This window comes from Synechococcus sp. MIT S9504 (assembly GCF_047497135.1).
Taxonomy (GTDB): domain Bacteria; phylum Cyanobacteriota; class Cyanobacteriia; order PCC-6307; family Cyanobiaceae; genus Synechococcus_C.
This window is the reverse complement of sequence record NZ_CP138942.1, coordinates 366,491-389,519: the sequence shown is the minus strand read 5'-3', so window position 1 is coordinate 389,519 and position 23,029 is coordinate 366,491. Positions and strand designations below refer to the sequence as shown.

General features: G+C 60.1%; 25 protein-coding genes. 18 read left to right on the top strand and 7 right to left on the bottom strand.

Annotated elements, in window-relative coordinates:
- Positions 1-68 precede the first annotated feature (68 nt).
- Genes SIB58_RS02170 through SIB58_RS02160 form a run of 3 tightly spaced genes read left to right on the top strand, consistent with a single transcriptional unit; the run spans position 69 to position 3,141 of the window.
- Positions 69-1,640 (top strand): NAD(P)H-quinone oxidoreductase subunit N, encoded by a 1,572-nt coding sequence (locus tag SIB58_RS02170; RefSeq protein WP_066905984.1) that lies wholly within the window; start codon positions 69-71, stop codon positions 1,638-1,640.
- The gene (locus SIB58_RS02165) at positions 1,615-2,361 is read left to right on the top strand and encodes an ABC transporter ATP-binding protein (RefSeq protein ID WP_066905986.1); all 747 of its coding nucleotides are present in this window, start codon (positions 1,615-1,617) and stop codon (positions 2,359-2,361) included. The genes SIB58_RS02170 and SIB58_RS02165 overlap by 26 nt, the downstream gene beginning before the upstream one ends.
- A 39-nt stretch (positions 2,362-2,400) precedes the next feature.
- The gene (locus tag SIB58_RS02160) at positions 2,401-3,141 is read left to right on the top strand and encodes a response regulator transcription factor (RefSeq protein ID WP_067325906.1); all 741 of its coding nucleotides are present in this window, start codon (positions 2,401-2,403) and stop codon (positions 3,139-3,141) included.
- Here SIB58_RS02160 and SIB58_RS02155 read toward each other — a convergent pair.
- From SIB58_RS02155 to SIB58_RS02140, 4 genes are read right to left on the bottom strand one after another with little or no spacing between them, the layout of a single operon-like run.
- Positions 3,136-4,107, bottom strand: a complete 972-nt coding sequence (locus SIB58_RS02155) for a M23 family metallopeptidase (protein WP_066905988.1) — start codon at positions 4,105-4,107, stop codon at positions 3,136-3,138. The two genes, SIB58_RS02160 and SIB58_RS02155, sit on opposite strands and share 6 nt — an antisense overlap.
- A 30-nt stretch (positions 4,108-4,137) precedes the next feature.
- Positions 4,138-4,923, bottom strand: coding sequence for a biotin--[acetyl-CoA-carboxylase] ligase (locus SIB58_RS02150; RefSeq protein WP_231884140.1), 786 nt, complete (start codon positions 4,921-4,923; stop codon positions 4,138-4,140).
- Positions 4,905-6,098, bottom strand: a complete 1,194-nt coding sequence (locus SIB58_RS02145) for an aminotransferase class I/II-fold pyridoxal phosphate-dependent enzyme (RefSeq protein WP_066905990.1) — start codon at positions 6,096-6,098, stop codon at positions 4,905-4,907. Before SIB58_RS02145 ends, SIB58_RS02150 begins: the two co-directional genes overlap by 19 nt.
- A 43-nt stretch (positions 6,099-6,141) precedes the next feature.
- Positions 6,142-6,921, bottom strand: coding sequence for a PspA/IM30 family protein (locus SIB58_RS02140; protein WP_066905993.1), 780 nt, complete (start codon positions 6,919-6,921; stop codon positions 6,142-6,144).
- Between the two features lie 81 nt (positions 6,922-7,002).
- Here SIB58_RS02140 and SIB58_RS02135 point away from each other — a divergent pair, with 81 nt between their 5' ends.
- On the top strand, positions 7,003-7,548 hold the full coding sequence (locus tag SIB58_RS02135; protein ID WP_066905995.1) for a DUF721 domain-containing protein: 546 nt from the start codon (positions 7,003-7,005) through the stop codon (positions 7,546-7,548).
- Here SIB58_RS02135 and SIB58_RS02130 read toward each other — a convergent pair.
- The 3 genes from SIB58_RS02130 to SIB58_RS02120 are packed head-to-tail and all read right to left on the bottom strand — an operon-like array spanning position 7,542 to position 11,460.
- Complete coding sequence (locus SIB58_RS02130; protein ID WP_066906176.1) at positions 7,542-9,398, bottom strand: ArnT family glycosyltransferase; 1,857 nt, start codon at positions 9,396-9,398, stop codon at positions 7,542-7,544. The two genes, SIB58_RS02135 and SIB58_RS02130, sit on opposite strands and share 7 nt — an antisense overlap.
- Positions 9,398-10,501: a glycosyltransferase family 4 protein gene (locus SIB58_RS02125; RefSeq protein WP_067325875.1), complete on the bottom strand. Its 1,104-nt coding sequence runs from the start codon at positions 10,499-10,501 to the stop codon at positions 9,398-9,400. The genes SIB58_RS02130 and SIB58_RS02125 overlap by 1 nt, the downstream gene beginning before the upstream one ends.
- A complete protein-coding gene (locus SIB58_RS02120) occupies positions 10,498-11,460 on the bottom strand; it encodes a DMT family transporter (RefSeq protein WP_067325878.1) in 963 nt (320 codons plus the stop codon). The genes SIB58_RS02125 and SIB58_RS02120 overlap by 4 nt, the downstream gene beginning before the upstream one ends.
- Before the next feature lie 53 nt (positions 11,461-11,513).
- On the opposite strand from SIB58_RS02120, the gene sppA reads away from it, so the two are divergent.
- From sppA to SIB58_RS02050, 14 genes are all read left to right on the top strand, one after another.
- Positions 11,514-12,326: a signal peptide peptidase SppA gene (gene sppA, locus SIB58_RS02115; RefSeq protein WP_066906001.1), complete on the top strand. Its 813-nt coding sequence runs from the start codon at positions 11,514-11,516 to the stop codon at positions 12,324-12,326.
- Complete coding sequence (gene aroH / locus SIB58_RS02110) at positions 12,323-12,703, top strand: chorismate mutase (protein WP_066906003.1); 381 nt, start codon at positions 12,323-12,325, stop codon at positions 12,701-12,703. Before sppA ends, aroH begins: the two co-directional genes overlap by 4 nt.
- Positions 12,704-12,802: 99 nt before the next feature.
- Positions 12,803-13,390 carry a DUF2808 domain-containing protein gene (locus tag SIB58_RS02105; RefSeq protein ID WP_067325881.1) on the top strand — a complete coding sequence of 196 codons (588 nt, stop codon included), beginning with the start codon at positions 12,803-12,805 and terminating at the stop codon, positions 13,388-13,390.
- 53 nt (positions 13,391-13,443) lie between these two features.
- Positions 13,444-13,581 (top strand): 50S ribosomal protein L34, encoded by a 138-nt coding sequence (gene rpmH / locus SIB58_RS02100; protein ID WP_074159280.1) that lies wholly within the window; start codon positions 13,444-13,446, stop codon positions 13,579-13,581.
- 18 nt (positions 13,582-13,599) lie between these two features.
- A complete protein-coding gene (locus tag SIB58_RS02095; protein ID WP_066906007.1) occupies positions 13,600-14,001 on the top strand; it encodes a ribonuclease P protein component in 402 nt (133 codons plus the stop codon).
- Positions 13,998-14,420 carry a PH domain-containing protein gene (locus tag SIB58_RS02090; protein ID WP_066906009.1) on the top strand — a complete coding sequence of 141 codons (423 nt, stop codon included), beginning with the start codon at positions 13,998-14,000 and terminating at the stop codon, positions 14,418-14,420. Before SIB58_RS02095 ends, SIB58_RS02090 begins: the two co-directional genes overlap by 4 nt.
- A gap of 75 nt (positions 14,421-14,495) precedes the next feature.
- Complete coding sequence (gene yidC / locus SIB58_RS02085) at positions 14,496-15,635, top strand: membrane protein insertase YidC (RefSeq protein ID WP_066906011.1); 1,140 nt, start codon at positions 14,496-14,498, stop codon at positions 15,633-15,635.
- On the top strand, positions 15,632-16,186 hold the full coding sequence (locus tag SIB58_RS02080; protein WP_066906013.1) for a YceD family protein: 555 nt from the start codon (positions 15,632-15,634) through the stop codon (positions 16,184-16,186). The genes yidC and SIB58_RS02080 overlap by 4 nt, the downstream gene beginning before the upstream one ends.
- Positions 16,179-17,678, top strand: coding sequence for an AAA family ATPase (locus SIB58_RS02075; RefSeq protein ID WP_066906015.1), 1,500 nt, complete (start codon positions 16,179-16,181; stop codon positions 17,676-17,678). Before SIB58_RS02080 ends, SIB58_RS02075 begins: the two co-directional genes overlap by 8 nt.
- 72 nt (positions 17,679-17,750) lie before the next feature.
- Positions 17,751-17,912: a hypothetical protein gene (locus SIB58_RS02070; protein WP_186538269.1), complete on the top strand. Its 162-nt coding sequence runs from the start codon at positions 17,751-17,753 to the stop codon at positions 17,910-17,912.
- A gap of 59 nt (positions 17,913-17,971) precedes the next feature.
- A complete protein-coding gene (gene serS / locus SIB58_RS02065; protein ID WP_066906017.1) occupies positions 17,972-19,249 on the top strand; it encodes a serine--tRNA ligase in 1,278 nt (425 codons plus the stop codon).
- Positions 19,250-19,268: 19 nt separating this feature from the next.
- Positions 19,269-20,351 carry an RIP metalloprotease RseP gene (gene rseP, locus SIB58_RS02060; RefSeq protein ID WP_066906019.1) on the top strand — a complete coding sequence of 361 codons (1,083 nt, stop codon included), beginning with the start codon at positions 19,269-19,271 and terminating at the stop codon, positions 20,349-20,351.
- 43 nt (positions 20,352-20,394) lie between these two features.
- On the top strand, positions 20,395-20,697 hold the full coding sequence (gene rpsN, locus SIB58_RS02055) for a 30S ribosomal protein S14 (protein WP_066906178.1): 303 nt from the start codon (positions 20,395-20,397) through the stop codon (positions 20,695-20,697).
- 160 nt (positions 20,698-20,857) lie between these two features.
- Entirely contained in the window at positions 20,858-23,023 is a 2,166-nt protein-coding gene (locus tag SIB58_RS02050) for a polyribonucleotide nucleotidyltransferase (RefSeq protein WP_066906021.1), read from the top strand.
- Positions 23,024-23,029: the final 6 nt, after the last annotated feature.

Sequence of the window (23,029 nt, the reverse complement as noted above, 5' to 3'; positions counted from 1 at the left end):
ACGTGATGCCTCAAGGAAGAACGGAAGCGCAGCTACAGTCGTTCCAACCGCTTTGCCCTGCGCGCGCCATGCCCGAGATGGGTGCCTTGCTTCTCGATACCCAGCCTTTGGCAGCGCCGGGTGATTTGCTCAACCTTGCGCTGAACGCCGGTGCTATTGCCCCGGAAGGTGCAGTCCTGCTGGCGATGCTGGCCACCCTGCTGGTGGATCTGGCCGGCGAAAAAGTCTCCGTGCGCTGGGTTCCACCCATTTGCTACGCAGGTCTGGGTACGGCTCTGGTGCTGCTTGCCCTGCAGTGGAACGCCCCGCTTGAGCCCTCCTTCCTTGGCGCATTCCTCTCTGATCACCTGGCAATTGCCTTCCGGGCAGTTGTGGCTTGCTCAACGCTGCTGTCTTTGCTGATTAGCTGGAGGTATGCCGAACAGGGTGGAACCCCTGTGGGTGAATACGCCGCAATCCTGTTAGCGGCAACGCTTGGAGGCATGCTGCTCTGCGGTGCCACCGATCTGGTGAGCATTTTTGTTTCGCTGGAAACTCTTTCAGTCGCGAGTTACCTGCTCTCCGGCTACATGAAACGCGATGCCCGCAGTTCGGAAGCGGCGCTGAAATATTTGCTGGTGGGTTCCGCCGCAGCTGCGGTCTTTCTTTACGGTTCATCTCTCCTGTATGGACTCAGCGGCTCCACCAGCCTTGAAGCGATCGGGCAATCACTGCTGACCAGTCCCACCCCTCTTGCTGCTCTGGCACTCGTTTTCGTGCTGGCAACCGTGGCGTTCAAGATCGCGGCAGTGCCGTTTCACCAGTGGACACCAGACGTTTACGAGGGATCTCCGACCCCGGTGGTCGCCTTCCTGTCAGTCGGTTCCAAAGCCGCCGGTTTCGCCCTGGCTCTTCGAATCCTCGTGGGCTGTTTTGGCAGCTTCGACACGCAATGGAAACTGCTGTTCACCGTTCTCGCGGTGCTCAGCATGACCCTCGGCAATGTCGTTGCGCTCGCCCAGACCTCGATGAAAAGGATGCTGGCCTACAGCTCCATCGGTCAGGCCGGCTTCGTGATGATCGGCCTGGTTTGCGGCACCGAGGACGGTTTCGCCGCCATGGTCCTCTACATGGCTGCCTACCTGTTCATGAACCTGGGGGCTTTTGCCTGCATCATCCTGTTTTCAATTCGCACCGGCAGTGATCGAATCTCCGATTACGCCGGTCTATATCAGAAGGATCCCCTGATCACACTCGGGCTCAGTCTCTGCCTTCTGTCGCTTGGTGGCATCCCGCCCATGCTCGGCTTCTTCGGCAAGATCTATCTCTTCTTCGCGGGCTGGGCTGATCACCAGTATCTGCTGGTGGTGGTGGGCCTGATCACCTCGGTGGTTTCGATCTACTACTACATCGGAGTGATCAAGATGATGGTGGTCAAGGAACCCCAGGAAGCCTCCGATGCAGTGAAGTCCTATCCGCCAGTCCAGTGGAACACCCTGGGACTGCCTCCTCTCCGCGTTGCCCTGGTGACCTGCGTAGTGGTCACAGCTGTTGGTGGGATCCTCTCCAATCCCCTCTTCCAGTGGGCCAGTGATGCGGTCGCTGGAACCCCGATCCTGCAGCAGGCGATCGCCAATGCCTCCGGAGCCACCCTTGGCTGACCGAGCGGCGGGTCAACGCTTACCCGTCGCTGAATTGCGCGGGGTCGACAAGATCTATGGAACTGGCGCTGGCCTGGTCAGGGCGCTCGATCAACTGGATCTGACCGTGCGTAAAGGCGATTATCTCGCCGTGATGGGTGCCAGTGGCTCTGGCAAAAGCACTGCAATGAACATTCTGGGCTGCCTCGACCGCCCCAGCAGCGGCTCTTATCACCTCAATGGGAGTGCCGTGGAGGAGCTTGATGACGATGCCCTGGCGGATCTGCGCAACCAGCAGCTGGGTTTCGTGTTTCAGCAGTTCCATCTGCTGCCCCACGCGACGGCTCTGGAGAACGTGATGCTGCCGATGATCTATGCAGGGCTCTCACCCAAGCAGAGACGGGACAAAGCCATAGAAGCGCTGGACCGCGTTGGCCTTGGGGAAAGAATGGAGAACAAGCCGAATCAGCTTTCCGGCGGTCAACAGCAGAGAGTGGCCATTGCCAGAGCCATCATCAACCAGCCTGCCCTGCTCCTTGCTGATGAACCCACCGGTGCCCTCGACTCACGCACCACGGATGACGTGTTGAATCTGTTCGACGCCTTGCACGACCAGGGGATCACGCTGGTGCTGGTCACCCATGAAGATGATGTAGCGGCTCGTGCTGAGCGGGTGGCTCATTTTCGGGACGGTCGTGTCGAACGCTGGGATGGTCGCGCCCACGACTCCAAGCCGACCTGAGCTTGCTGATTAGGCTGGTATGTGGGTGAACTGGATTACATGGTCTCCACCGCCACTCCGAAGACGAGGCTCCTACTGGTGGACGACGAGGCTCGCCTCACGGAACTCCTGAAAATCGAACTGGAGGTTGAGGGGTATGAGGTTGATGTGGCCGCGGATGGTGCCACTGGCCTGATCCGAGCCCGCACGGAGCCATCCCCGGACCTGATTGTTCTGGACTGGAATCTTCCCGATTTCAGCGGTGTGGACATCTGTCAGAGAATTCGCAGTAGCTCCATCACCACACCGATCCTGATGCTCACCGGCCACGACGACGTCGCTGATCGTGTGACGGCCCTGGATGCTGGAGTTGACGACTATCTCGTCAAGCCTTTTTCCATCGAGGAATTGATGGCTCGACTGCGGGCCATGCAGAGACGTGCCAGCACATTCTCTGCTGCAGCTGGCGATGGACAGCATCCTGAAACGCTCCAGGTCGGAGATCTGGTGATGAACACGAGCACCAGGGATGTGAGCCGTTCCGGCCAGTTGATTCAGTTATCCGTGAAAGAGTACGAACTGCTGAATTTCCTGATGCGTGGTCAGGGGAAAGTGCTTGAACGCACTGAAATCATGCACGGAGTCTGGGGTGAGAACTTCTACGGCGACGACAATCTTCTCGATGAGTACATTCGCTATTTGCGTCAGAAGATCGAATCAAGTGAGCGTCCTGCCTTAATTCACACCGTGAGAGGTGTGGGTTTCATCCTGCGGGAAGAGCGTCAGCTTGAGACGTCATGAGTCCTGCGAGCGCTCGAGACTGGTCATCAGCTGACCCACAAGCAGCGACACGGCGTCTGCACCGGAAGCAGTGAGCGGATTGAGGTCCAGATCGCCAGGATCGACAGCCACCCAGCCGCCGGCCTCAGGCTTGCGCAGTTCAAAATGCAAATGGGGTCCAGTGCTGAGCCCCGTGCTGCCGACACGACCGATCACCTCACCCTGACGAACCTTCTGGCCGGACTTCACGTAAATCTCTGAAAGATGTCCGTAGAGGGTCCGGCGTTTGGGCTGGGCATGATCCAGCTCCACAGCAATGCCGTAACCACCGGCCAGACCGCTGCTCAGGACCGTTCCTGACAAAGCAGCGACAACTGGGGTCCCTTCAGGGGCTGCGAGGTCCTTGCCGGCGTGCATCAGCCATCTGCCGATGATCGGATGGATCCGCCAGCCGAATTCACTGGTGGTGATGGCTGAACCGATGATCGGGAACAGCAGCTTGCGATCACCGTTGCCAGAGATCGACGCGGGCCTGGGTGAAACAGCAAACACCGTCTCCAGACGGAACGTGGCAGAGGAGCCTGCCAGCAAAGCCTTCACCGGGACTGAGATCGGAGGAAGCGGTGTGCCATCAAACCCTCGTCTGGACAACCCTGTGAGCGTTTCGTCACGACCTTTCCAGACCACGCGTGGTTGCAGACGGGAACTACGGCGGCGCACCGCCACACCGCTGCTGCATTCCTGCTGCGAGAGAGCACCGCTGCGGCAGGCCTTCTGGAACGCAGGAACATCAATGGGCCGGGCCTGTTCCCCCGTTTCAAGCTGCCGTCGCTCGAGCGGCGTGATAACGCGATTTCGTTCCAGGGACTCCAGCGAACGATCGAAGGTGAGTGGAGGTGGAGCCGGCTTGAGCTCAGGAGGGGTCACTGGACCCTGCAGAGCAGGGATGGACAGCAGAACCGATGCGGCAAGCCAATGCAGAACCAACGGATCAAGACGGTCTCATCGAGCGAGACTCTAGAGATCCTGGTCAGGGCTGTCTGTCCAACGGGTCCAGCTGGTCCTCCGGGTCCCCTGCTCCAGAAGCAGACGTCCGTCCATGCCGATGCCTCGCACTTGCCAGGCCTCTCCCGTGCCTGGATCAGCAACCGATTCAGCCCAGAGACGCTGCTCGGCCCCACAGACCACCATGCAGGGATCAAGTGCCAGCTCGCGGGCGCGGTCGAGTGCGCGCAGCACGGCTCCTTGCCAGACCCTCAGCCGACATCGCCCTGAAGAAAGACGTTCCCTCAGGGAGACTGCTCCAGGCGGCACGGGATTACTCACATTGAGGCCCACCCCGATCCTGGCTAGACGGACCCGACTGCCGCGGAAAACCAGTGTGGGCAGCACACCGGCCAGCTTGCGGGAATCAATCAGCAGATCATTGGGCCACTTGATGGACACCTGAAGGCCAGTGGACTCAACCTGCTCCGCCAGGGCAAGAGCCACTGTGAGACCGAACAAGCCCGTTGAACATTGCTGCTGAGGCCAGGGAAGAGCCGCACTCAACCAGACACCGCCCCTCGATGCCATCCAGCGGCGTCCGTACTGTCCATGAGCACGGATCTGATGGTCAGCCAACACTGCGCGTGAATGGAGGCCACACCGGGGGTGCTGCACGAGCCATTGAGACAGCTCGGTCTCAGTGCTGGCACACACGCCCAACCGCCTCAGGCACCAGGTGTCATGACCATGGCGACGCAGATCATGCAGCAATCGCCCCCGGCCAGTCCTCACAAAGGTCAATGGTGCTTCTCCCACCAGGGATGCAGGCGAGTCACAGCCTTCTCCAGATCCTCGACCGGACGGACAAGAGCCAGCCGCAACCAGCCACGACCCGCATCACCAAAACCGGAGCCAGGAGTCAGCGCCACGCCGCAGTGGGCCAACAACTCAGCCGCAAGCTGTTCGTCGCTCCACCCCCTGGCACATGCCCATTCCGGAATAGGCATCCAGAGGTAGAGGGCCATGGATGGAACCGGCACAGTCCAGCCAAGATCAGCCAAGGCCTGTCGCATGCGGTCGCGGCGCTGGCGATAAACGGGCAGGAGACGCGATGGCCAGTCGGCATGTTGATCCAGCGCCACCTCCGCGCCCCGCTGCAGCGCCTGACACTGATTGAAATCAACGACGCCTTTCAGCTGGCGCAGGGCTTTGATCAACGGAGCAGCCCCCACCGCAAACGCCAGCCGGAATCCTCCGAGACACCATCCCTTGGACAAAGAGAAGAATTCGATTCCCCGCTCACGCCAGTGGGGGCAGCGCAGCAGTGACGGGGCATCGCCCTCCAGCGCCAGATCCACATAAGGGTTGTCGTGGGCCAGCACCAGATCGTGTTGAACGGAACGGTTCATGGCCTCGTCAAGCCAGGCCTGGTCTCCGGTGCGGGCGGTGGGGTTATGAGGAAAACCGAGAACCATCAGAGCCAACTGCTGCCATTGGTCTGTGGAGAGCGCGTCGAAATCCGGAGCCCAGTCCCGATCAGCGGTGAGTGGAAGGGTGTGAATGTCGGCATCCGCCAGTTCCAGTCCACCCCGGTGAGAGGGGTAGGAAGGGTCAAGAATCAGCGCCGAATCGCCTGGATCAAGAACCGCAAGAGGCAGATGCGCCGTACCTTCCTGCGATCCAACCAGCAGGAGCACTTCGGTCTGGGCGTCCACTTGAACATCGAAGCGCTGCTGACACCATGCGGCAGCAGCACTCCTGAACGATTGCGTCCCTGCATGAAGGCAGTACGAGGCGCTGGAAGGATTCTGAAGCACCTCGGCCATGGCTTCCACGGCAGCGTCTGGTGGCGCCAGATCAGTGGAACCAAGAGACAGGTCGATCAGAGCCTGATGCTTCTGCCGTTCGCTGTCGACGTATGCCGATTTGCGCCGGTCATTGCGATCGAAAACACCGCTGCCGAGTCTTGCAAGGCGATCAGAGGTGATCATCCAGAGAAGTCTGCGGTTGGAAGCGGGTGATCACGGTCCCTGATCAGATCTTGTCGATGGAGCGGCGGAGCTCTTCGAGGTCGTTGTCGACTTCCGCAACGTTGACAGGCTGGACAGCATCAGCCTTGCCCTGATCAGCCGCTGGCAGTGCAACGGCTTCGGGGCCACCGGCCAGTTGCTGGCGAAGGGCGGCGAGTTCATCATCCACATCATCACCACCCTCAAGGGCTGCGAACTGGCTCTCCAGATCGGCCCCTGCCAGTTCAGCTGCTGCCTGACTGCTGGCTTCCATCGCCTGGACCTTGTCCTCCATCCGCTCAAAGGCGGCCATGGCGGAATTGCTTCCCATATTTCCCACTGCGCTCTGGAGCTGCTGCTGAGCCTTGGCCGCCTGGGCCCTGGCCTTAAGCATGTCCTTCTTGGTGCGCGCCTCGGCGATCTTGCCTTCGAGGGCCACAAGACTTTTCTTGAGAGTTTCCACCTGGGCGTCCTGCCCCTGCACCTGCTTGGCCAGAGAGGCCGAGGTCTCCTGGAATGTCTTACGCCGGGTGAGTGCCTCTCGGGCCAGATCCTCTTCGTTTTTCTTGAGAGCGAGCTCTGCCCGTTCGTACCAGGTACGTGCCTGGGATTCCGCTTGATCAGCCTGATTGCGAAGGCGCTTCTGGCTGGCGATCGCCATGGCAACAGCCTGGCGCAGCTTCACCAGATCCTCCTGCATGTCAGCCACGGACTGGTCGAGAATCTTGACGGGATCCTCAGCCTTGCTCACGAGATCGTTGACATTGGCGCGCAGCAGTCGGCTGAGCCGGTCGAAGAAACCCATGGATCGGGGCGAGCAGCAATTTGAGGGTAGCGAGCAAATCAAGAGCACCTGCCTAAGGTCGACTCAAAATCGGCAATTGGCATGGGTCGGGCCCCGAAATCGCAGCGGCGCCGCTTCGGGAAGGGAGAAGTGCTGATGCCCCCTGAACCAGAACCCGTTCAGCCGATTAGCGGATGTCTTGAGACGCTTAAACGAACTTGGAGACAGGAGGGTTCACTGGCTGCGCTCTGGCAGGACTGGCCGAAACTGGCCGGCGATCCCCTCTCCAGCCATTGCCAACCACTGGCGCTGTGGAGTGGAACGCTGATCGTGGGGGCCAGGCATCCCCAGTGGCGCCAGGCCTTGCTTTACAGCAAGCCTCAGCTGCTCGCAGCCATTCGTGCAGCAGGCCATCCAGTGCGTGATCTGCGGATTCAACAACACCACCCAACACCGCGTGAGGTGATCGGAGACCCCCTCGAGGAATGGAAACGACACCCAAGTCGCATTGACGTGCATGGCATCGCGGCATGTCCCCGTTGTGGAACCCCCTCTCCCATGGGCGAAATGGCGCAGTGGGGGCATTGCAGCTTCTGCCGCCGCATCCAACTGAGCGAGTTGTCGACGCCGGATGATCGCGATCAGTAACGCTCAGGTCGCGGTTTCTTCCAGGTGAGAGCCACACCTGCATCGCGCAGATCAGCAGCACGCTGCTCAAGCAGTGATCTGTCCAGCCGCCACAATTCGTAGATGCCCGCGCTCGCCAGCTTTTGAGGTTGGAGACCCTGCCAGTGCTGCTTGGCTGCCGTTCCACGATTGATGACGACCAGCACAGAGGGCGAAGCATCGACCTCGGTAATGGGCAAGCCCTGGAAACCTTGTCGCTGCTCATGACTGAGACGATCAGCGAGGTTGGCGAGAGCTGCTTTTGACTGGCCTTCATAGACCACCACCTGGTCTGTATAGAAGTGAAGCGAAGGCTTGAGCACGCCGATCATCGCCAGGGGTTCTCCTGGACGACGTTGCTCCACAACCTGCTTTGCCACCTGCCGCACCGGCAGCTGACGAACCCGATCACCTAGCTGGATCATCGGCACGAGGGCAATCAGCTGAAACAGCACCATCGGTCCCTGCCAGGCCAGCAGTCGTCCGGGCACAGAGCCCCACAAACTCCTTGTTCCAAGCAGGACAGCAACGATGAAACACACAGCAGCTCTGATCACCAACCCACTGGCCATCAGCTCAGCCGGCAAGGTGGGCATCTCCGGATCCTGAATCAGAGGAATCCAAAGGGGCGATGCCAGCAGACCAGCCGCAAGGACTGCGGTGCAAAGCGCAGTTGAACACCAGGCGATCAGCAACCCCCGGCGTTGCTGAAGAGACGGGGGAAGGGCCGTAGAGGCAATCAGCAAGGCTGCGGCCGGTGTGGCTGGCAGCCAATAACTGGGCAACTTGGTCGCCGCTGCGGTGAACAGCAGAAACACCGCCAGCAACCAGCAGCCGGCGAAATAGCCCAGGCTTTGACGAGCGGGTCGGCGCTGAAAGGAAGCGCCTCCCGCGAAATCGGCAATCACCCTGCCCAATCCGAATAACAGCAGCGGCGTGAAGGGGAATGACGCCACCACCAGCACGGGCCCGAAAAACCACCAGGGCTGCAGATGATCGTTCACAACGCTGGTAAGGCGTTGAAGATTGTGATATCCGAAAAAGCTGTCCCAGAAAGGCTGCCCCTCCACCAGCAGCTCTGCTGCATACCAGGGAAGACTGATCAAAGCTGTGATCAGGAGTCCTTGCAAAGGCCTCAGAGAAGTCCACAGACCTGACAGATCCCGGCGAATCGAAGCGAACAGCACCAGGGTGATACCTGTGAGAACCACCGCCACGGGGCCTTTGGTCAACACGGCGAAGGCCAGAACGATCCAGGCCAGCCACCAACGTCGACCCGATCCACTCGCGTAGCAGCGCCATTGGCAGAGCAGGCTGAGAGCGAGAGTCCCAGTCAGTAGCGAATCACTGACAGCCGTCCTGCTCCAGATCAGTACCAGTGGAGACAGGGCGAACGCAAGTGCTGCGGCGATGGCCGTCCGGCGGGGATATGAATCGCCCTGCAGTGGGTACCGCAGCAGGGTGTCCCCCAGTGCAAGCATGGTCAACACCGAGGCCAGGGCCGAAGGCAGTCGAGCCGCCCAGGTGCCTAGCGGATCCCAGATGTTTCCGGCAGGCAGGGCATATCCCAGGCCCATCAGCCAATACACCAATGGTGGTTTATCGAACCGGGGCAATCCGTTGACCCTTGGTGTGAGCCAATCACCGGTCTCCGCCATCGCACGGCCCGACGCCGCAAATAATGGAGGCGTTTCATCAACGAGACCGGTATTGCCGAGCTGCCAGCAGAAGATCGCCAGTGCCAGCGCAAGGATGAGCAGCATTCCACGCCGGCGCTGGCGAGCGGTTGGAACAACGACTGAGGGAGTCGGGGCTGATGAATCCGCTGTCATCAGGAGATGGTGCCATCCACTGGTGTCAGCCCCCTGCACATCCAGGCTTCGACCCGAGCTGCCAGTCCTTCCTTACTCGCGCAACGCTCGACCCAGCGCCGGCAGGCAAGACGGTCGATGGCCGACGCCTTAAGTGTTGCTTCGGCAAGGGCTTCCCGATCATCGGGGGCTACAAGCCAACCGGTTTCGCCATCCTGAATGATCTCTCCGGGGCCGCCGCGGTTGTAGGCGATCACTGGTACACCGCAAGCCAAGGCCTCAACGACAACATTGCCGTAAGCCTCATTCCACTTGGGCGTGTTGAGCAACGCTCTGCAACCGCCAAGCTCACGCTGCAGCTGAGCTGTGGGCTTGAAGCCGCACCATTCAACAGTGCCTGCTGGAACGGCACTCTCGACACGCTTCGCATAGGCATCGTCCTCCACCAGCCCCCAAACACGCAGTGTCTCGCCAAGCTGGGCCGCTACCGACGCCGCATCCTCAAGCCCCTTTTCGGGTGCCACACGTCCGGCCCAGCCCAGCGGACCACCCGTTGTGAGCTGCAGCTCGTAACGGGAAAGATCAAAACCGTTACCGACCACTTCAGGAGGCTCAACCAGGGCGAAGTCGTCGGCCTGACGATGGGTGTGAAACGCAAGGCGGCGCTGATCCCATCGGGCCAGATCAGCCACGGCAGCGTCCATCACCGAAGACACGGAACCCATACTCACGAGATGAAAAATTTTTGGAGCCACGTGAGGAGTGAGCCATAACGGCAGCCAGTCGTATCCGAAATTGAGCAGCGCATCGACATCGCTGCTCAGCCCCAAGGCGCGATCCCAGAGTCGAGGCAGCACAGCATCCCTGGGGATCCGCATCGGTGCGTTCCGATCTGCATGCTGCCAACTCGGCTGATCAACCCCCGGAACGGTATGCAGTGTCACCGTGCCATCCGTCACCGGTGAACAGGACCCCTCCGGGGCAACGAGATGCAGGCGATGGCCACGCTGGACCAAACCCTTCACCAACGATGCAAGCGTGAGCTCAACCCCACCCCCCCTGCCGCTGCCGAGCTGTCCGACAGGTGTGCTGACCAGCACCAGAGTCAGAGGACGATCGTTCATGCCTTCATATCCCCTGGACGGGTGATCGAGGCAGAAAGCCAGGGCTCCCAGAGACGCTGTCGCTGACTCACCAACAGCACTGAGATCAGCACCAACAGCACCGCCAACCATTGCAGGGTGTCAAGCCGTTCCCCCAGCAACACTCCCCCGGAGGCAAGCGCAAACACCGGTGTGAGAAATCCAAGCGTGCTGAAACCGGTGAGATCCTCCCGGTTGGCAAACCAGAAAAAGAGGGAATAGGCAAGCGCACTGCCCAAAAGCGAGGCGTAAGCCATCTGAGCCCAGTCGTAGGCCGACCAAGGTGGGATCAGCTCAGTGCTGGCATCAAGACCATGCCAGGCGAGCAGAGGGAATCCACCCAGAACCATGTGCCAGCCGGTCACCGCCACGGGATCACTGTTTTTGCAAGCGAAGCGACAGAGAACGGTGCCCAGGGCCATCGCCAAGGCCGCCAGCAGCATCCAGCCCGTGCCGTCCTGCCATCCAGCCTGCAGATCGGAGAGATCAGCCTGCAACCACCAGTGCTGCAGGAGAGGTGCCGGAACCCCCAGACAGACGATTCCGGAAAGTCCGAGCACAAGACCGATCCAGCCGATCGGATTGATCGATTCCGCGAACAGCCAGCGTGCGAGCAGAGCCACGATCAGGGGCTGCGAATCAATCAGGACCGATCCAAGGCCTGCACCAGTGCCCTGCAGCCCCTTGGCCAGAAAGAACTGAAAAAGAATCGCATCGACGAGGGTGAAAACCAGAAACCAGCCACGATCAGCGGAATTAATGGTCAACGGCCTGCCCAGGTAGGGAACGGCAATGAGCAGCACGATGCCTGCCGGCAGCAGGCGCAGACAGGCCACAAGCGGAGCCCCACCAGACTCCACAAGAGGGGCCATGGCCGCCATTGCAGTACCCCACAGAGCGAAGGGCAACACCATCAGCAGCCCGCGCTGCAGCGTCGTCATGGAAGTAGGCCGATAGGGTCCTTTTTAAGATCCGGCGAGTTGAACGGAGGATCATGGGGTGGCTTTGGCGCCGCAAGTCCAAACGCCGCATGGCGCGCATCGTGATTGAAGGCGCGATCAGTGGCTCGACACGCCGCAGGGTGCTGAAGGCTCTGCGCGAGGTGGAAGAGCGGGAATTCCCGGCACTTCTGCTGCGCATCGACAGTCCAGGAGGAACGGTCGGCGACAGCCAGGAAATCCATGCCGCTCTGCTGCGCCTGCGCGACAAAGGCTGCAAGGTGGTGGCCAGCTTCGGCAACATTTCCGCCTCCGGAGGTGTCTATGTCGGCGTGGCAGCTGATTCGATCGTGGCCAATCCCGGCACGATCACTGGCTCGATCGGTGTGATTCTGCGGGGCAACAATCTCTCGGAACTGCTGGCGAAAGTGGGTGTCCGCTTCGAAACCGTGAAGAGCGGTGCTTACAAGGACATTCTTTCCCCCGACCGGGCCCTGAGTCCTGAGGAACGTGAGCTGCTGCAGAGCCTGATCGACAGCAGTTACGACCAATTCGTCGCCGCCGTTGCCGAGGGTCGTGGCATGGACAAGGACAAGGTTCGGACCTTCGCTGATGGACGCGTGTTCAGTGGTGCGCAGGCCAAGGATCTGGGCCTTGTGGATGAGCTGGGGGACGAGGAGCAGGCTCGATTGGTTGCAGCCCGTCTAGCTGAGCTTGATGAGGAGCGCTGCCGGCCTGTGACCCTCGGCAAACCTCGCAAGCGCCTCCTGCAGAGCCTGCCTGGATCCAGCCTTCTGCTGCGACTCGATCAGTTGCTAACCACTGAACTTGAGCTGAGCGGCCAGCCCCTCTGGATGCAGAGACCATGACAGCCCCTCGGCTGCTGCGAGGCCTGCGCGGTGCCACCACCTGCGCTGACAACAACGCCCATGCCATCCATGAGGCTGTCGCTGAACTGGTGGACACACTGATGGACCAGAACGCCCTGGATCCAGATCAGCTGGTCTCGGTGACGTTCTCCGTGACCGCCGATCTGGACGCCAGCTTTCCCGCAGCGACGGCGCGCCACCGCACAGGCTGGGAAGAAGTGGCCCTTCTGGATGTCCAGCAGATGGCCGTCCAGGGAGATCTTGCCCGTTGCATCCGTCTGCTGGCCCACGCCTGGCTTCCATGCGATCGGCCACTTCACCATCCCTACCTGAGGGGAGCATCACGGCTGCGCCCGGACCGATCTGGTCACAACTGACAGATCAGGGGCCGACCCCCGAAGCACCTGCGGTCGTGAGATTCTCACGACAATTCACTCACGACTTACGGCGTCCGCGCCGACTGCTCCCGAATCACGATGAAAAGACGTTGTTCTCTCACTCCCCGTCGCAGAGCAGGACTTGCAGCTCTGATTGGTTGCGGAGTCATCGGTGGAGCGGCGGTGCCACCCCTATCAACACCCCCCGCTTTTGCACAGAACACACCTTCTCTGCTGGAATTCCGCTGGGATTCAGGAACTGGATATCGGAAGCTGTACTTCGTTCAGACCAGCCAACGCCGGCGTGAGCGCTCAGAATATTTCTTTATGCTGCGCAAAAAGGATCGCAAGACCGCGATCCTCAAACTGAGCATCACGGTGCCCAGCTATTTCAACGCGCGCATCCGCCCAAAGAATCTCTCACTCTGCAAGATGTCGATGGGCGGGATGCTCTCAAGAAGCAAGTGCGGGGAAGTGCTGCCGGCGGTATTTGAAGTGAATGAAAAACAGACAGCCATCGAGGTTTTCCCCGACACTCCGATTCCAACTGGTGGTACCTATGCCGTGGTCATGAACGTCTTCAATCCGAGCCAGGGGGGAATGTTCCAGTTCAATGCCCTGGCGCAGGCACCGGGAGACGTTCCCGTATCCGGCTACCTCGGCAGCTGGCTTGTGGATATCGACTGACCCAGGCTGATAAACTCGCTCCTTGACAACAGGCCGGGTGCCGGAAAAATTCCATGACGAAGCGAACTCTCGGAGGCACAAGTCGCAAGCGCAGGCGCGTATCCGGTTTCAGAGTGCGCATGCGCACTCACACCGGACGTCGTGTGATCCGCAGCCGCCGCAAGCGCGGACGTTCACGCCTTTCTGTCTGATTCATTCGGATTGCCGCGATGGTCCTGCCGGCATCCATGCGTCTGCGCGGCCATCGCTGTTTTGATCATCTGCATCGGAAAGGCAAGCGCTTCCACGGCAACCTCATGGTGCTGAGAAAGGCCTCAGCCCACCACTACCTGCTTAAACGCCGAGCAACAACGGCTGCATTACATATTCCTCGCGGGACTCCAACCTGTCGAGTGGCAGTGGTGATCAGCAGCAAAGTCAGCAAGCTCGCCGTGATCAGGAATCGATTGCGAAGGCGCCTGCACGACCATCTGCGCATAAGGTTCGAACATGCTCCGGAACACGCCAGCGTCTGGATTTTGGTCAGTTTGAAACCCGGAGCAGCCACCGAGGATCACGACTTGCTGGAAGAATGCGACAGATTGCTTGAACAGGCGGGCCTGAAGCCATGACCAGCTCCATCAAGGAAGACACCTTTTACGAGGGAGGTCCTGCGAAAGGGGACCTCATCTTCAACATCCTTCTGGGCTTCACCCTGATTGCCCTGCCATTCACCGTAGGGGCCATCGTGCGGGCTCTTTGGCTGCGCTTTCGCGTCACCAGTCGGCGAGTGTCCGTGAGCGGCGGCTGGATGGGTAAGGACCGCAGCCAGGTGGTCTACAGCCAGATCCGTGAGGTGCGCTGTGTTCCCCGTGGCTTCGGCGCGTGGGGTGACATGGTTCTCGTGCTGACGGATGGATCACGGCTCGAGCTCCGTTCGATGCCACGCTTCCGTGAGGTTGAGACCTACATCCAGGAACGGATCACCAGCAGACCAGAATCCAACGGATCGAGCAGTGACAGCATTCCCAGCAAAGGATTCGCTGCCTGAGCCTGCGCACCAACGCGACGGCCTCGACGCTGTTGCACACTGGCATCACCCTTCACCGCCCATCGGAACGCCATCGTGATCGGTTACATCTCCGACAATCTGCTGCTGCCGATCCTGGATTTCTTCTATGGATTGGTGCCCAGCTACGGGCTCGCGATCGTGGCTCTCACGGTGGTGATCCGCCTTGCTCTGTTCCCGCTGAGCGCGGGATCGATCCGCAGCGCACGGCGCATGCGGATCGCCCAGCCTGTGATGCAGAAGCGGCAGGCTGAGATCAAGTCCCGCTTCGCCAGCAACCCTCAGAAACAGCAGGAGGAGATGGGCAAATTGATGAAGGAGTTCGGCAGCCCGCTGGCCGGATGCCTGCCCCTGCTCGTGCAGATGCCGATTCTGTTCGCGTTGTTCGCCACGCTGCGTGGATCACCGTTCGCAGACGTTCCTTACACCCTCAACCTGAAAGTGCTGCCCGCAGAGCAGATCGCTGCGGTTGAGCCCAAGCCATTTACCAGTGCGAGCCACTCGATCTTTGTCACTGAAACCGATCACTTCCCCGTGATCGCCAGCCTGCCCGGCGGAACCAAGATCGGCACCGGCGACAGCGTTCAGATCCAGCTTCAGACCAAAAGTGGCGAGGCTTTCGGGGAGATCCTTGACGGTGTTGAGAACGGCAAGTCCTTCCTGCCTGCCTGGACGGTAACCAAAGGGGAGTCGATTGTCTCCGTCTCCGAAGCCGGAGAGATCACAGCGCTGTCTCCTGGTGATGCGACCGTTGAGGGCAAGATCCCCGGTCTGGCAGCCCGCAGTGGTTTCCTGTTCATCAAAGCTCTTGGTCAGGTCGGTTTCTACACCGACGGTGCCGTCAACTGGGACATCGCCATCCTTGTGGGCTCCTTTGGCCTGAGCCTGTTCATCTCCCAGCTGCTGTCGGGGATGGGTATGCCAGCGAATCCTCAGCAGTCAACAGCCAACAAGATCACACCTGTGTTGATCACAGGAATGTTCCTGTTCTTCCCTCTGCCGGCCGGCGTCCTGCTGTACATGGTGATCGCCAACATCTTCCAGGCGTTACAGACCTTCTTGCTGACCCGTGAAGCGTTGCCTGACAATCTGCAGGCCATCGTGGACGAACAGCTCAAGCAGCAACCCGCGGCAGCCGCAGCCGGTGGAGTTTCAGGAAGCCGATTGCCTTTCGAGCCAAAGGGCGGCAACAAATGATTCCCGGCCTTGAGCCGGTACCGCTCAGGGAGCTACAAGCTCTGGGAACCTCCAGGGTCTGGTCAGTGGATGGTCAGCTTGATGAAATGCCCAGCCTCACTCCAGTGCGAGGAACTCTCAGGGCTGAACATCTCGGCAATCTTCTGGAGGTTGAAGGATCGGTTCAGACCATCGTCTGCCTTCGTTGCGACCGTTGCCTCGGACACTTCAACCAACAGCTCAGTGCTATCTCCAAGGAACTGATCTGGCTGGGCCAGGAGCCCAGCGATAGTCATCTCGCTGAAGCGGGTGTGGACCAAACTTCAGCCGATGGACTGATGGAGTGCCTTAACCCACGCGGGGATTTCGAACCAGAACGCTGGGTTTTTGAACAGCTGAGCCTGCAGATGTCGGTTGTCAATCGCTGCGGGGAGCACTGCCCCGGGATGCCGCAACAACCGTCGGATCTCCCCGCAATTAGCGGGGAGCAAAGTTCCACACCAGATCCTCGCTGGCAGGCCCTGAAGGATCTGCAGTCGTCGATGCAACGCAAAGGGACGAACCATGACTGATAACTGGATCGCACAACTGGACCTGTTGATCCGATCAGGCACACCGTTGATCTGGATCCGCAGCCATGAAGAGGAGCGCGTGGAAACGCTGCTGCGCCAGACATCGGAGCGCTTGCCCGACCGCACTCTCACCTGCTGGGATTTCGTCGGAGGCCTCAGCGGCGCCCTGGGCCAAGAACAACTGGGAGCTCGACAGCCGATGGCGGTGCTGCAGTGGCTGCAGGAGCGCTCCCCCTCCAGTCCAACCCTGCTGCTTCTCAAAGATGTGCACCGGTTCTGCGAGGACCCTGGAATCGCCCGCATGCTGCGGAACCTCGCCAGCCAGTTACGAACCACACCACACACCTTGATCGTGACCTGCGGGCAGTGGACGCCACCCGCCGACCTGGACGAGGCGCTCACGCTGATGGATCTCCCTTTGCCCCAGGAGCAGGAGTTGCGAACACTGCTCGCCAACATCGCCAGAGCTAGCGGTCGAGCCCTGGAGGCTGATGTACTCGAGGAACTCACCCATGCCTGCTGCGGCCTGAGCGAGACGAGGGTGCGGCATGTGGCCGCCAAAGCTCTCGCACAACGTGGATCTCTCAGCCGCGAGGACTTGGTCGATGTGCTGGAGGAGAAACGGCTTTCACTAGCCCGCAGCGAAGTGCTGGAGTTCTGCCGAACGGATGCAACGCCTGGCGACATCGGTGGGCTGGAAACGCTCAAGCACTGGCTTGATCAACGTCACAGGGCCTTCAACGACGATGCACGCCGCTTCGGACTTCCTCTGCCCAGAGGAGTGCTCCTGGTGGGTCCTCAGGGCACCGGCAAGTCACTCACAGCCAGAGCAATCGCCCACAGCTGGTCAATGCCACTTCTACGACTTGACGTTGGCCGCCTCTTTTCCGGCCTGGTCGGAGCCAGCGAAGCCAGGACCCGCGACATGATTCAACGGGCTGAAGCGATGGCGCCCTGCGTTCTCTGGATCGATGAGATCGACAAGGGATTCGGCAATGACAGCCGCAGTGATGGCGGCACCAGTCAGCGTGTTCTGGCCACCGTGCTCACCTGGATGGCCGAGAAACGATCTGCGGTGTTTGTGGTGGCCACCGCGAACGGCGTGGAGCGTCTACCGGCAGAACTGCTGCGCAAGGGACGTTTTGATGAAATCTTTCTGCTGGATCTGCCTTCGAGAGATGAGCGTCTGAGCATCCTCAGCCTTCACCTGCAGCGGCGGCGCCCTGGTCTCAATCTGCCGCTGTCAACCGTGGTCGATCGCACGGACGGTTATTCCGGCGCTGAATTGGAGCAAGTGGTGATTGAAGCGATGCACCTGGCCTTCGCCGAAATCCGTGAACTCACGGAAAGCGACATGATCCTGGCGGCATCGCAGCTTGTACCCCTGTCACGCACGGCAAGGGAGCAGATGGAAAGCCTCAAGCAATGGGCCAGTGCCGGGCGAGCGAGGCCTGCATCATTGCGAGCCGTAACGAACCCTGACACGGCGTAACGATCCGCCCCTTCAACCTGGGACGAACACAGCCAGGCTCCGTAAGTTCCAAGGACCGCCGAAAGTCTGGAATTGAACCGTTCCTCCGAAATCACCACTCAACTGGCAGCTGCCTGCCTTGGAGCCGGGGTGATCACCACGGTGGCCGTCTCTCAGGGCCAGAACCCTCTCACCGCCTTGGGAATCACATTGTTCTCAGCCGTGGCGGCTGTGATGGTTGGGCAGGTTTTCTGAGTGCTGACAGAGCGCTGACAGCGGACGCCTAGGCTGCCGGCGCGATCATCCGAACCCCTGTGCTCGATCAGCGTCTGGTGCGAGAGAACCCCGAGCTGATTGCCACTCAGCTGGGACGCCGAGGCCTGAATGTGGATCTCAGCTCCCTTCAGCAGATCGCTCAGCATCAACGCGATCTCGAACAAGAGCGCAGCACGCTTCAGGCGGAAGGCAACCGCATTGGCAAGGATGTAGGCCTCAAGATCAAAGGTGGAGCTGATCCGAAGGGTGCCGAAGTTGCTGAACTGCGTCAGCAGGGCAACGCCATCAAGCAGAAGGTGTCGGTTCTCGAGGACGAGGAAAAACAGATTGCCTCAACGCTGAAGACTCAGCTGCTCACATTTCCCAACCTTCCCTCGGCTGACTGCCCAGACGGCAAGGATGAAAATGACAACGTTGAGGTGCGCAGCTGGGGCACCCCCCGCCAGCAGCAAGGCCTGGAGGAACACTGGGCGATTGCCGACCGTCTCGGCCTTCTGGACAGCGAGCGTTCCGTGCGCATTGCCCAGAGCCGATTCGTGACCCTGTTTGGCCAGGGAGCGCGACTGGAGCGCGCTCTGATCAACTTCATGCTCGATCTGCATGGCGGCAAGGGCTACCGCGAAGTGCTGCCACCGGTGCTGGTTAACAGCGCCAGTCTCACCGGATCGGGGCAGCTGCCGAAGTTTGCCGAGGAAAGCTTCCGTTGCGCAGACGACGATCTCTGGCTGACGCCCACAGCGGAGGTGCCGGTGACATCCCTGCATCGCGACGAAATCATTCCGGGGGATCAACTGCCTCTGAAGTACGTGGCCTACAGCCCGTGCTTTCGAAGAGAAGCCGGCAGCTACGGCCGTGACACCAGAGGACTGATCCGTCTGCACCAGTTCAACAAGGTTGAGCTGTACTGGTTTGTTCACCCTGACCAGTCAGCCGAAGCTCATACGCAGATCACCGCGGATGCCGAGGCTGTGCTTCAGGCCCTGGAACTCCCTTACCGGGTGCTGGAACTCTGCACAGGTGATCTGGGATTTTCCGCATCGCGCACTTATGACCTCGAGGTCTGGCTCGCAGGCGCCGGTGCGTACCGGGAAATCTCCAGTTGCAGCGTCTGCGGTGATTTCCAGGCACGGCGTTCCTCGATTCGCACCAAGGAAGGAAAAGTGACCCGGCTGGTTCACACCCTGAATGGCAGTGGTGTGGCGATCGGCCGCACCATGGCCGCTCTGCTGGAAAACGGTCAGCAGTCCGACGGCAGTGTGCTGCTGCCTCAGGCACTGGTCCCTTACTTCGGTGGGGACAGAATCCAGCCAGAATGAGTGGATTGAAACGGTATCCATGAACGTTCTGGCCTCACTGCTGGCTCTGGGGCTGTTGATCGTCATTCATGAAGCGGGCCATTTCCTGGCCGCCCGTCTGCAAGGCATTCGAGTCAATGGCTTTTCGGTGGGATTCGGGCCCGCTGTGCTCAAAACCGAGCAGGGAGGCGTCACCTACGCCTTGCGATTACTCCCCCTGGGTGGATTCGTTTCATTCCCCGAAGACGATGAAGAGAGCGACATTCCCAAAGACGATCCCGATTTATTGCGCAACCGGCCGATCCCACAGCAGATGCTTGTGATCAGTGCTGGCGTTCTGGCCAATCTGCTGCTGGCCTGGTTGGTTCTTGTGGGACACACGGCCACCACAGGAGTTCCTGGGGAACCTGGGCCCGGCGTCATGGTGATGAGCGTGCAGGGCGGCGAACCGGCTGCTCTGTCCGGGCTGAAACCCGGCGACCGCATCCTGTCGATCGATGCCGTTGACCTCGGCCGTGGAGAGCCGGCTGTCCAGGCGGCAGTCGATCCGATCCGCAACAGCCCGGGGCAGCCGCTCACGCTTCAGGTGCTTAGAAACGATGTGGTCACGCCACTTCAGCTCACGCCTGCCGACCAGCAGGGAATCGGTCGTATCGGCGCCCAGCTTCAAGAAGTCGTCAGCGGCTCCACGCGACCCGTGAGCTCACCTCTAGAAGCGCTCAGCGTGTCCAGCCAGCAGTTTGGCGGGCTCTTCAGCAGAACGGTGTCTGGCTATGCAGGCTTGTTCACCAATTTCGGCGCCACCGCTCAGCAGGTTTCAGGCCCGGTGAAGATTGTGGAAATGGGTGCGCAACTCTCGAGCCAGGGAGGGTCGGGTCTCGCCCTCTTTCTGGCTCTGATCTCCATCAACCTGGCGGTCCTCAACGCTTTGCCGCTGCCGCTGCTCGATGGTGGACAACTGGTGTTTCTGCTGCTGGAGGGTCTGCGCGGACGCCCACTGCCGGAGCGGTTTCAGCTGGCTGTGATGCAGTCCAGCCTGCTGCTTGTACTCGGGCTCAGTGTGCTGCTGATCGTGCGTGACACCAGCCAGCTTCCTGTGGTGCGTCAATTAATCGGCCAATGAAACTGTATGGTTGCTGATTGAACTGCTCCTTTTCAATCGCTGCATGGCCAAGAAGTCGATGATCGCCCGCGATGCGAAGCGCAAGAAAATGGTTGAGCGCTTCTCAGCCAAACGGACTGCCCTGATGGCCGCCTTCCATGCAGCGAAGGACCCCATGGAGCGGCTTGAGATCCACCGCAAGATCCAGGCACTGCCCCGCAACAGCGCACCCACTCGCATGCGCAACCGCTGCTGGGCTACGGGCAAACCAAGAGGCGTTTATCGCGACTTCGGCCTCTGCCGCAACCAGCTTCGTGAACGCGCCCACAAAGGTGAACTTCCCGGCGTGGTCAAGTCCAGCTGGTGATTGGTCGAGTCTCTGCTTAAAAGTGATGCAGTTGAGGAGGTGTTTGAACACCTCCTTTTTTGATGGATGTGACAAAGCGAATCGAATTGGATTCGGTGGGATTGACGTTTCAATCCTGTGAAGTGCCAGAATCAACCTTGATAGAAAGACATAAACAACAGTGCAAGGTCAGACACAGTCGATCTCCTTTGACGGTCGGGAGATTCGGTTGACCACGGGGCGATATGCCCCCCAGGCCGGTGGCTCGGTGATGATCGAATGCGGCGACACTTCGGTGCTTGTCACAGCCACCCGTTCCAAAGGTCGAGAAGGAATCGATTTCCTTCCCCTAATCTGCGACTACGAAGAGCGCCTTTACGCAGCAGGCCGCATTCCAGGGAGTTTTATGCGTCGTGAGGGGAGACCTCCCGAGCGAGCCACACTGATCTGCCGTTTGATCGACAGGCCGATGAGGCCTCTCTTCCCGAGCTGGATGAGAGACGACATCCAGATCGTGGCCACCTGCATGTCGCTTGATGAGCGTGTTCCGGCGGATGTGCTTTCTGTGACAGGCGCCTCAATGGCCACACTGTTGGCAGGCATACCCTTCCAGGGTCCGATGGCCGCGGTGCGAGTTGGTCTTCTCGGCGACGACTTCGTGCTCAACCCCAGCTTCCGAGAGATCGAACGAGGAGATCTCGATCTGGTCGTTGCCGGAACACCCGATGGTGTGGTGATGGTTGAGGCAGGTGCGAATCAGCTGCCGGAAGGAGATGTGATTGAAGCGATCGACTTCGGATACGAGGCGGTCTGTGAGCTGATCAAGGCTCAGGAATCCATACTCAAAGAAGCTGGTATCGAGCAGGTGAAGCCAGAGGCTCCCAGCGAAGACACAACTCTGCCGGTTTATCTGGAGAAGGCTTGCAGCAAATCAATCGGCGATGTGCTCAGCCAGTTCGATCAAAGCAAGGCCGAGCGCGACGAAAAGCTTGATGCCATCCGTGATCAAACCGCTGAAACCATTGAGGGTCTGAAGGACTCCGACCCCGTCCGTCAGCTGGTTTCAGGCAACGGCAAAGCACTGCCGACCAGCTTCAAAGCCCTGATCAAGAAGCTGATGCGTCAGCAGATCGTGAAAGACGGCAAACGTGTCGACGGCAGAAGTCTCGATCAGGTGCGTCCGATCAGCGCGGCGGCCGGCGTGTTGCCCAAGCGCGTGCATGGCTCTGGTCTGTTCCAGCGCGGCCTCACGCAGGTGCTGTCGACCGCAACCCTGGGCACACCCAGCGATGCCCAGGAGATGGACGATCTCAACCCCAACACCGAGAAGACCTACCTCCACCATTACAATTTCCCCCCTTACTCAGTGGGTGAAACCAAGCCGATGCGCTCCCCTGGACGGCGCGAAATCGGCCATGGAGCCCTTGCAGAACGAGCCATCTTGCCCGTGCTGCCAGCGAAGGACACCTTCCCTTATGTGGTGAGGGTGGTGAGTGAGGTACTCAGCTCCAATGGCTCCACCTCAATGGGTTCTGTCTGCGGCAGCACCCTTGCCCTGATGGACGCCGGTGTACCCCTGAAAGCGCCCGTCAGCGGTGCCGCCATGGGTCTGATCAAAGAAGGCAAGGAGGTGCGCATCCTCACCGACATTCAGGGCATCGAGGACTTTCTTGGTGACATGGACTTCAAGGTGGCGGGCACCGACAAGGGCATCACCGCTCTGCAGATGGACATGAAGATCACCGGCCTGGAAATCAAAACCGTTGCCGAGGCGATCAATCAGGCCCGTCCGGCCCGTCTCCACATCCTCGAGAAAATGCTCGAGGCGATCGACACCCCCCGCGACGGCATGTCACCGCATGCCCCTCGCCTGCTCAGCTTCCGCATTGACCCGGAACTGATCGGTACCGTGATCGGCCCCGGTGGACGCACCATCAAAGGGATCACCGAACGCACGAACACCAAGATCGACATCGAGGACAGCGGCATTGTCACCATTGCGTCCCACGACGGAGCGGCGGCTGACGAGGCGCAGAAGATCATCGAAGGGCTCACCCGCAAGGTGAATGAAGGTGAGGTGTTCAGCGGTTCCATCACACGGATCATTCCGATCGGCGCCTTTGTGGAGATCCTTCCTGGCAAGGAAGGCATGATCCACATCTCGCAGCTGTCTGAAGCTCGAGTTGAGAAGGTGGAAGACGTGGTCAAGGTCGGCGACGAGGTCACCGTTCGCGTCCGCGAAATCGATAACCGCGGTCGCATCAACCTGACGCTTCGCGGTGTGCCTCAGAACGGCGAAGACACTGAGCCCGAACCTGCCCCCACGCCGGTTGCTCCTCTCTCCTGAGCGGTC

What these genes read in the sequence shown, in the direction of transcription:
- SIB58_RS02105 (WP_067325881.1), top strand. Translation starts at nt 12,803, where the DNA reads ATGAAAAGACGTTGTTCTCTCACTCCCCGTCGCAGAGCAGGACTTGCA.
- sppA (WP_066906001.1), top strand. Translation starts at nt 11,514, where the DNA reads ATGGGGTGGCTTTGGCGCCGCAAGTCCAAACGCCGCATGGCGCGCATC.
- SIB58_RS02090 (WP_066906009.1), top strand. Translation starts at nt 13,998, where the DNA reads ATGACCAGCTCCATCAAGGAAGACACCTTTTACGAGGGAGGTCCTGCG.
- SIB58_RS02165 (WP_066905986.1), top strand. Translation starts at nt 1,615, where the DNA reads ATGCCTCCGGAGCCACCCTTGGCTGACCGAGCGGCGGGTCAACGCTTA.
- SIB58_RS02080 (WP_066906013.1), top strand. Translation starts at nt 15,632, where the DNA reads ATGATTCCCGGCCTTGAGCCGGTACCGCTCAGGGAGCTACAAGCTCTG.
- SIB58_RS02120 (WP_067325878.1), bottom strand. Translation starts at nt 11,460, where the DNA reads ATGACGACGCTGCAGCGCGGGCTGCTGATGGTGTTGCCCTTCGCTCTG.
- SIB58_RS02145 (WP_066905990.1), bottom strand. Translation starts at nt 6,098, where the DNA reads ATGATCACCTCTGATCGCCTTGCAAGACTCGGCAGCGGTGTTTTCGAT.
- SIB58_RS02170 (WP_066905984.1), top strand. Translation starts at nt 69, where the DNA reads ATGCCCGAGATGGGTGCCTTGCTTCTCGATACCCAGCCTTTGGCAGCG.
- SIB58_RS02095 (WP_066906007.1), top strand. Translation starts at nt 13,600, where the DNA reads ATGGTCCTGCCGGCATCCATGCGTCTGCGCGGCCATCGCTGTTTTGAT.
- rseP (WP_066906019.1), top strand. Translation starts at nt 19,269, where the DNA reads ATGAACGTTCTGGCCTCACTGCTGGCTCTGGGGCTGTTGATCGTCATT.
- SIB58_RS02130 (WP_066906176.1), bottom strand. Translation starts at nt 9,398, where the DNA reads ATGACAGCGGATTCATCAGCCCCGACTCCCTCAGTCGTTGTTCCAACC.
- SIB58_RS02075 (WP_066906015.1), top strand. Translation starts at nt 16,179, where the DNA reads ATGACTGATAACTGGATCGCACAACTGGACCTGTTGATCCGATCAGGC.
- SIB58_RS02140 (WP_066905993.1), bottom strand. Translation starts at nt 6,921, where the DNA reads ATGGGTTTCTTCGACCGGCTCAGCCGACTGCTGCGCGCCAATGTCAAC.
- aroH (WP_066906003.1), top strand. Translation starts at nt 12,323, where the DNA reads ATGACAGCCCCTCGGCTGCTGCGAGGCCTGCGCGGTGCCACCACCTGC.
- SIB58_RS02125 (WP_067325875.1), bottom strand. Translation starts at nt 10,501, where the DNA reads ATGAACGATCGTCCTCTGACTCTGGTGCTGGTCAGCACACCTGTCGGA.
- SIB58_RS02160 (WP_067325906.1), top strand. Translation starts at nt 2,401, where the DNA reads ATGGTCTCCACCGCCACTCCGAAGACGAGGCTCCTACTGGTGGACGAC.
- SIB58_RS02135 (WP_066905995.1), top strand. Translation starts at nt 7,003, where the DNA reads ATGGGTCGGGCCCCGAAATCGCAGCGGCGCCGCTTCGGGAAGGGAGAA.
- rpmH (WP_074159280.1), top strand. Translation starts at nt 13,444, where the DNA reads ATGACGAAGCGAACTCTCGGAGGCACAAGTCGCAAGCGCAGGCGCGTA.
- rpsN (WP_066906178.1), top strand. Translation starts at nt 20,395, where the DNA reads ATGGCCAAGAAGTCGATGATCGCCCGCGATGCGAAGCGCAAGAAAATG.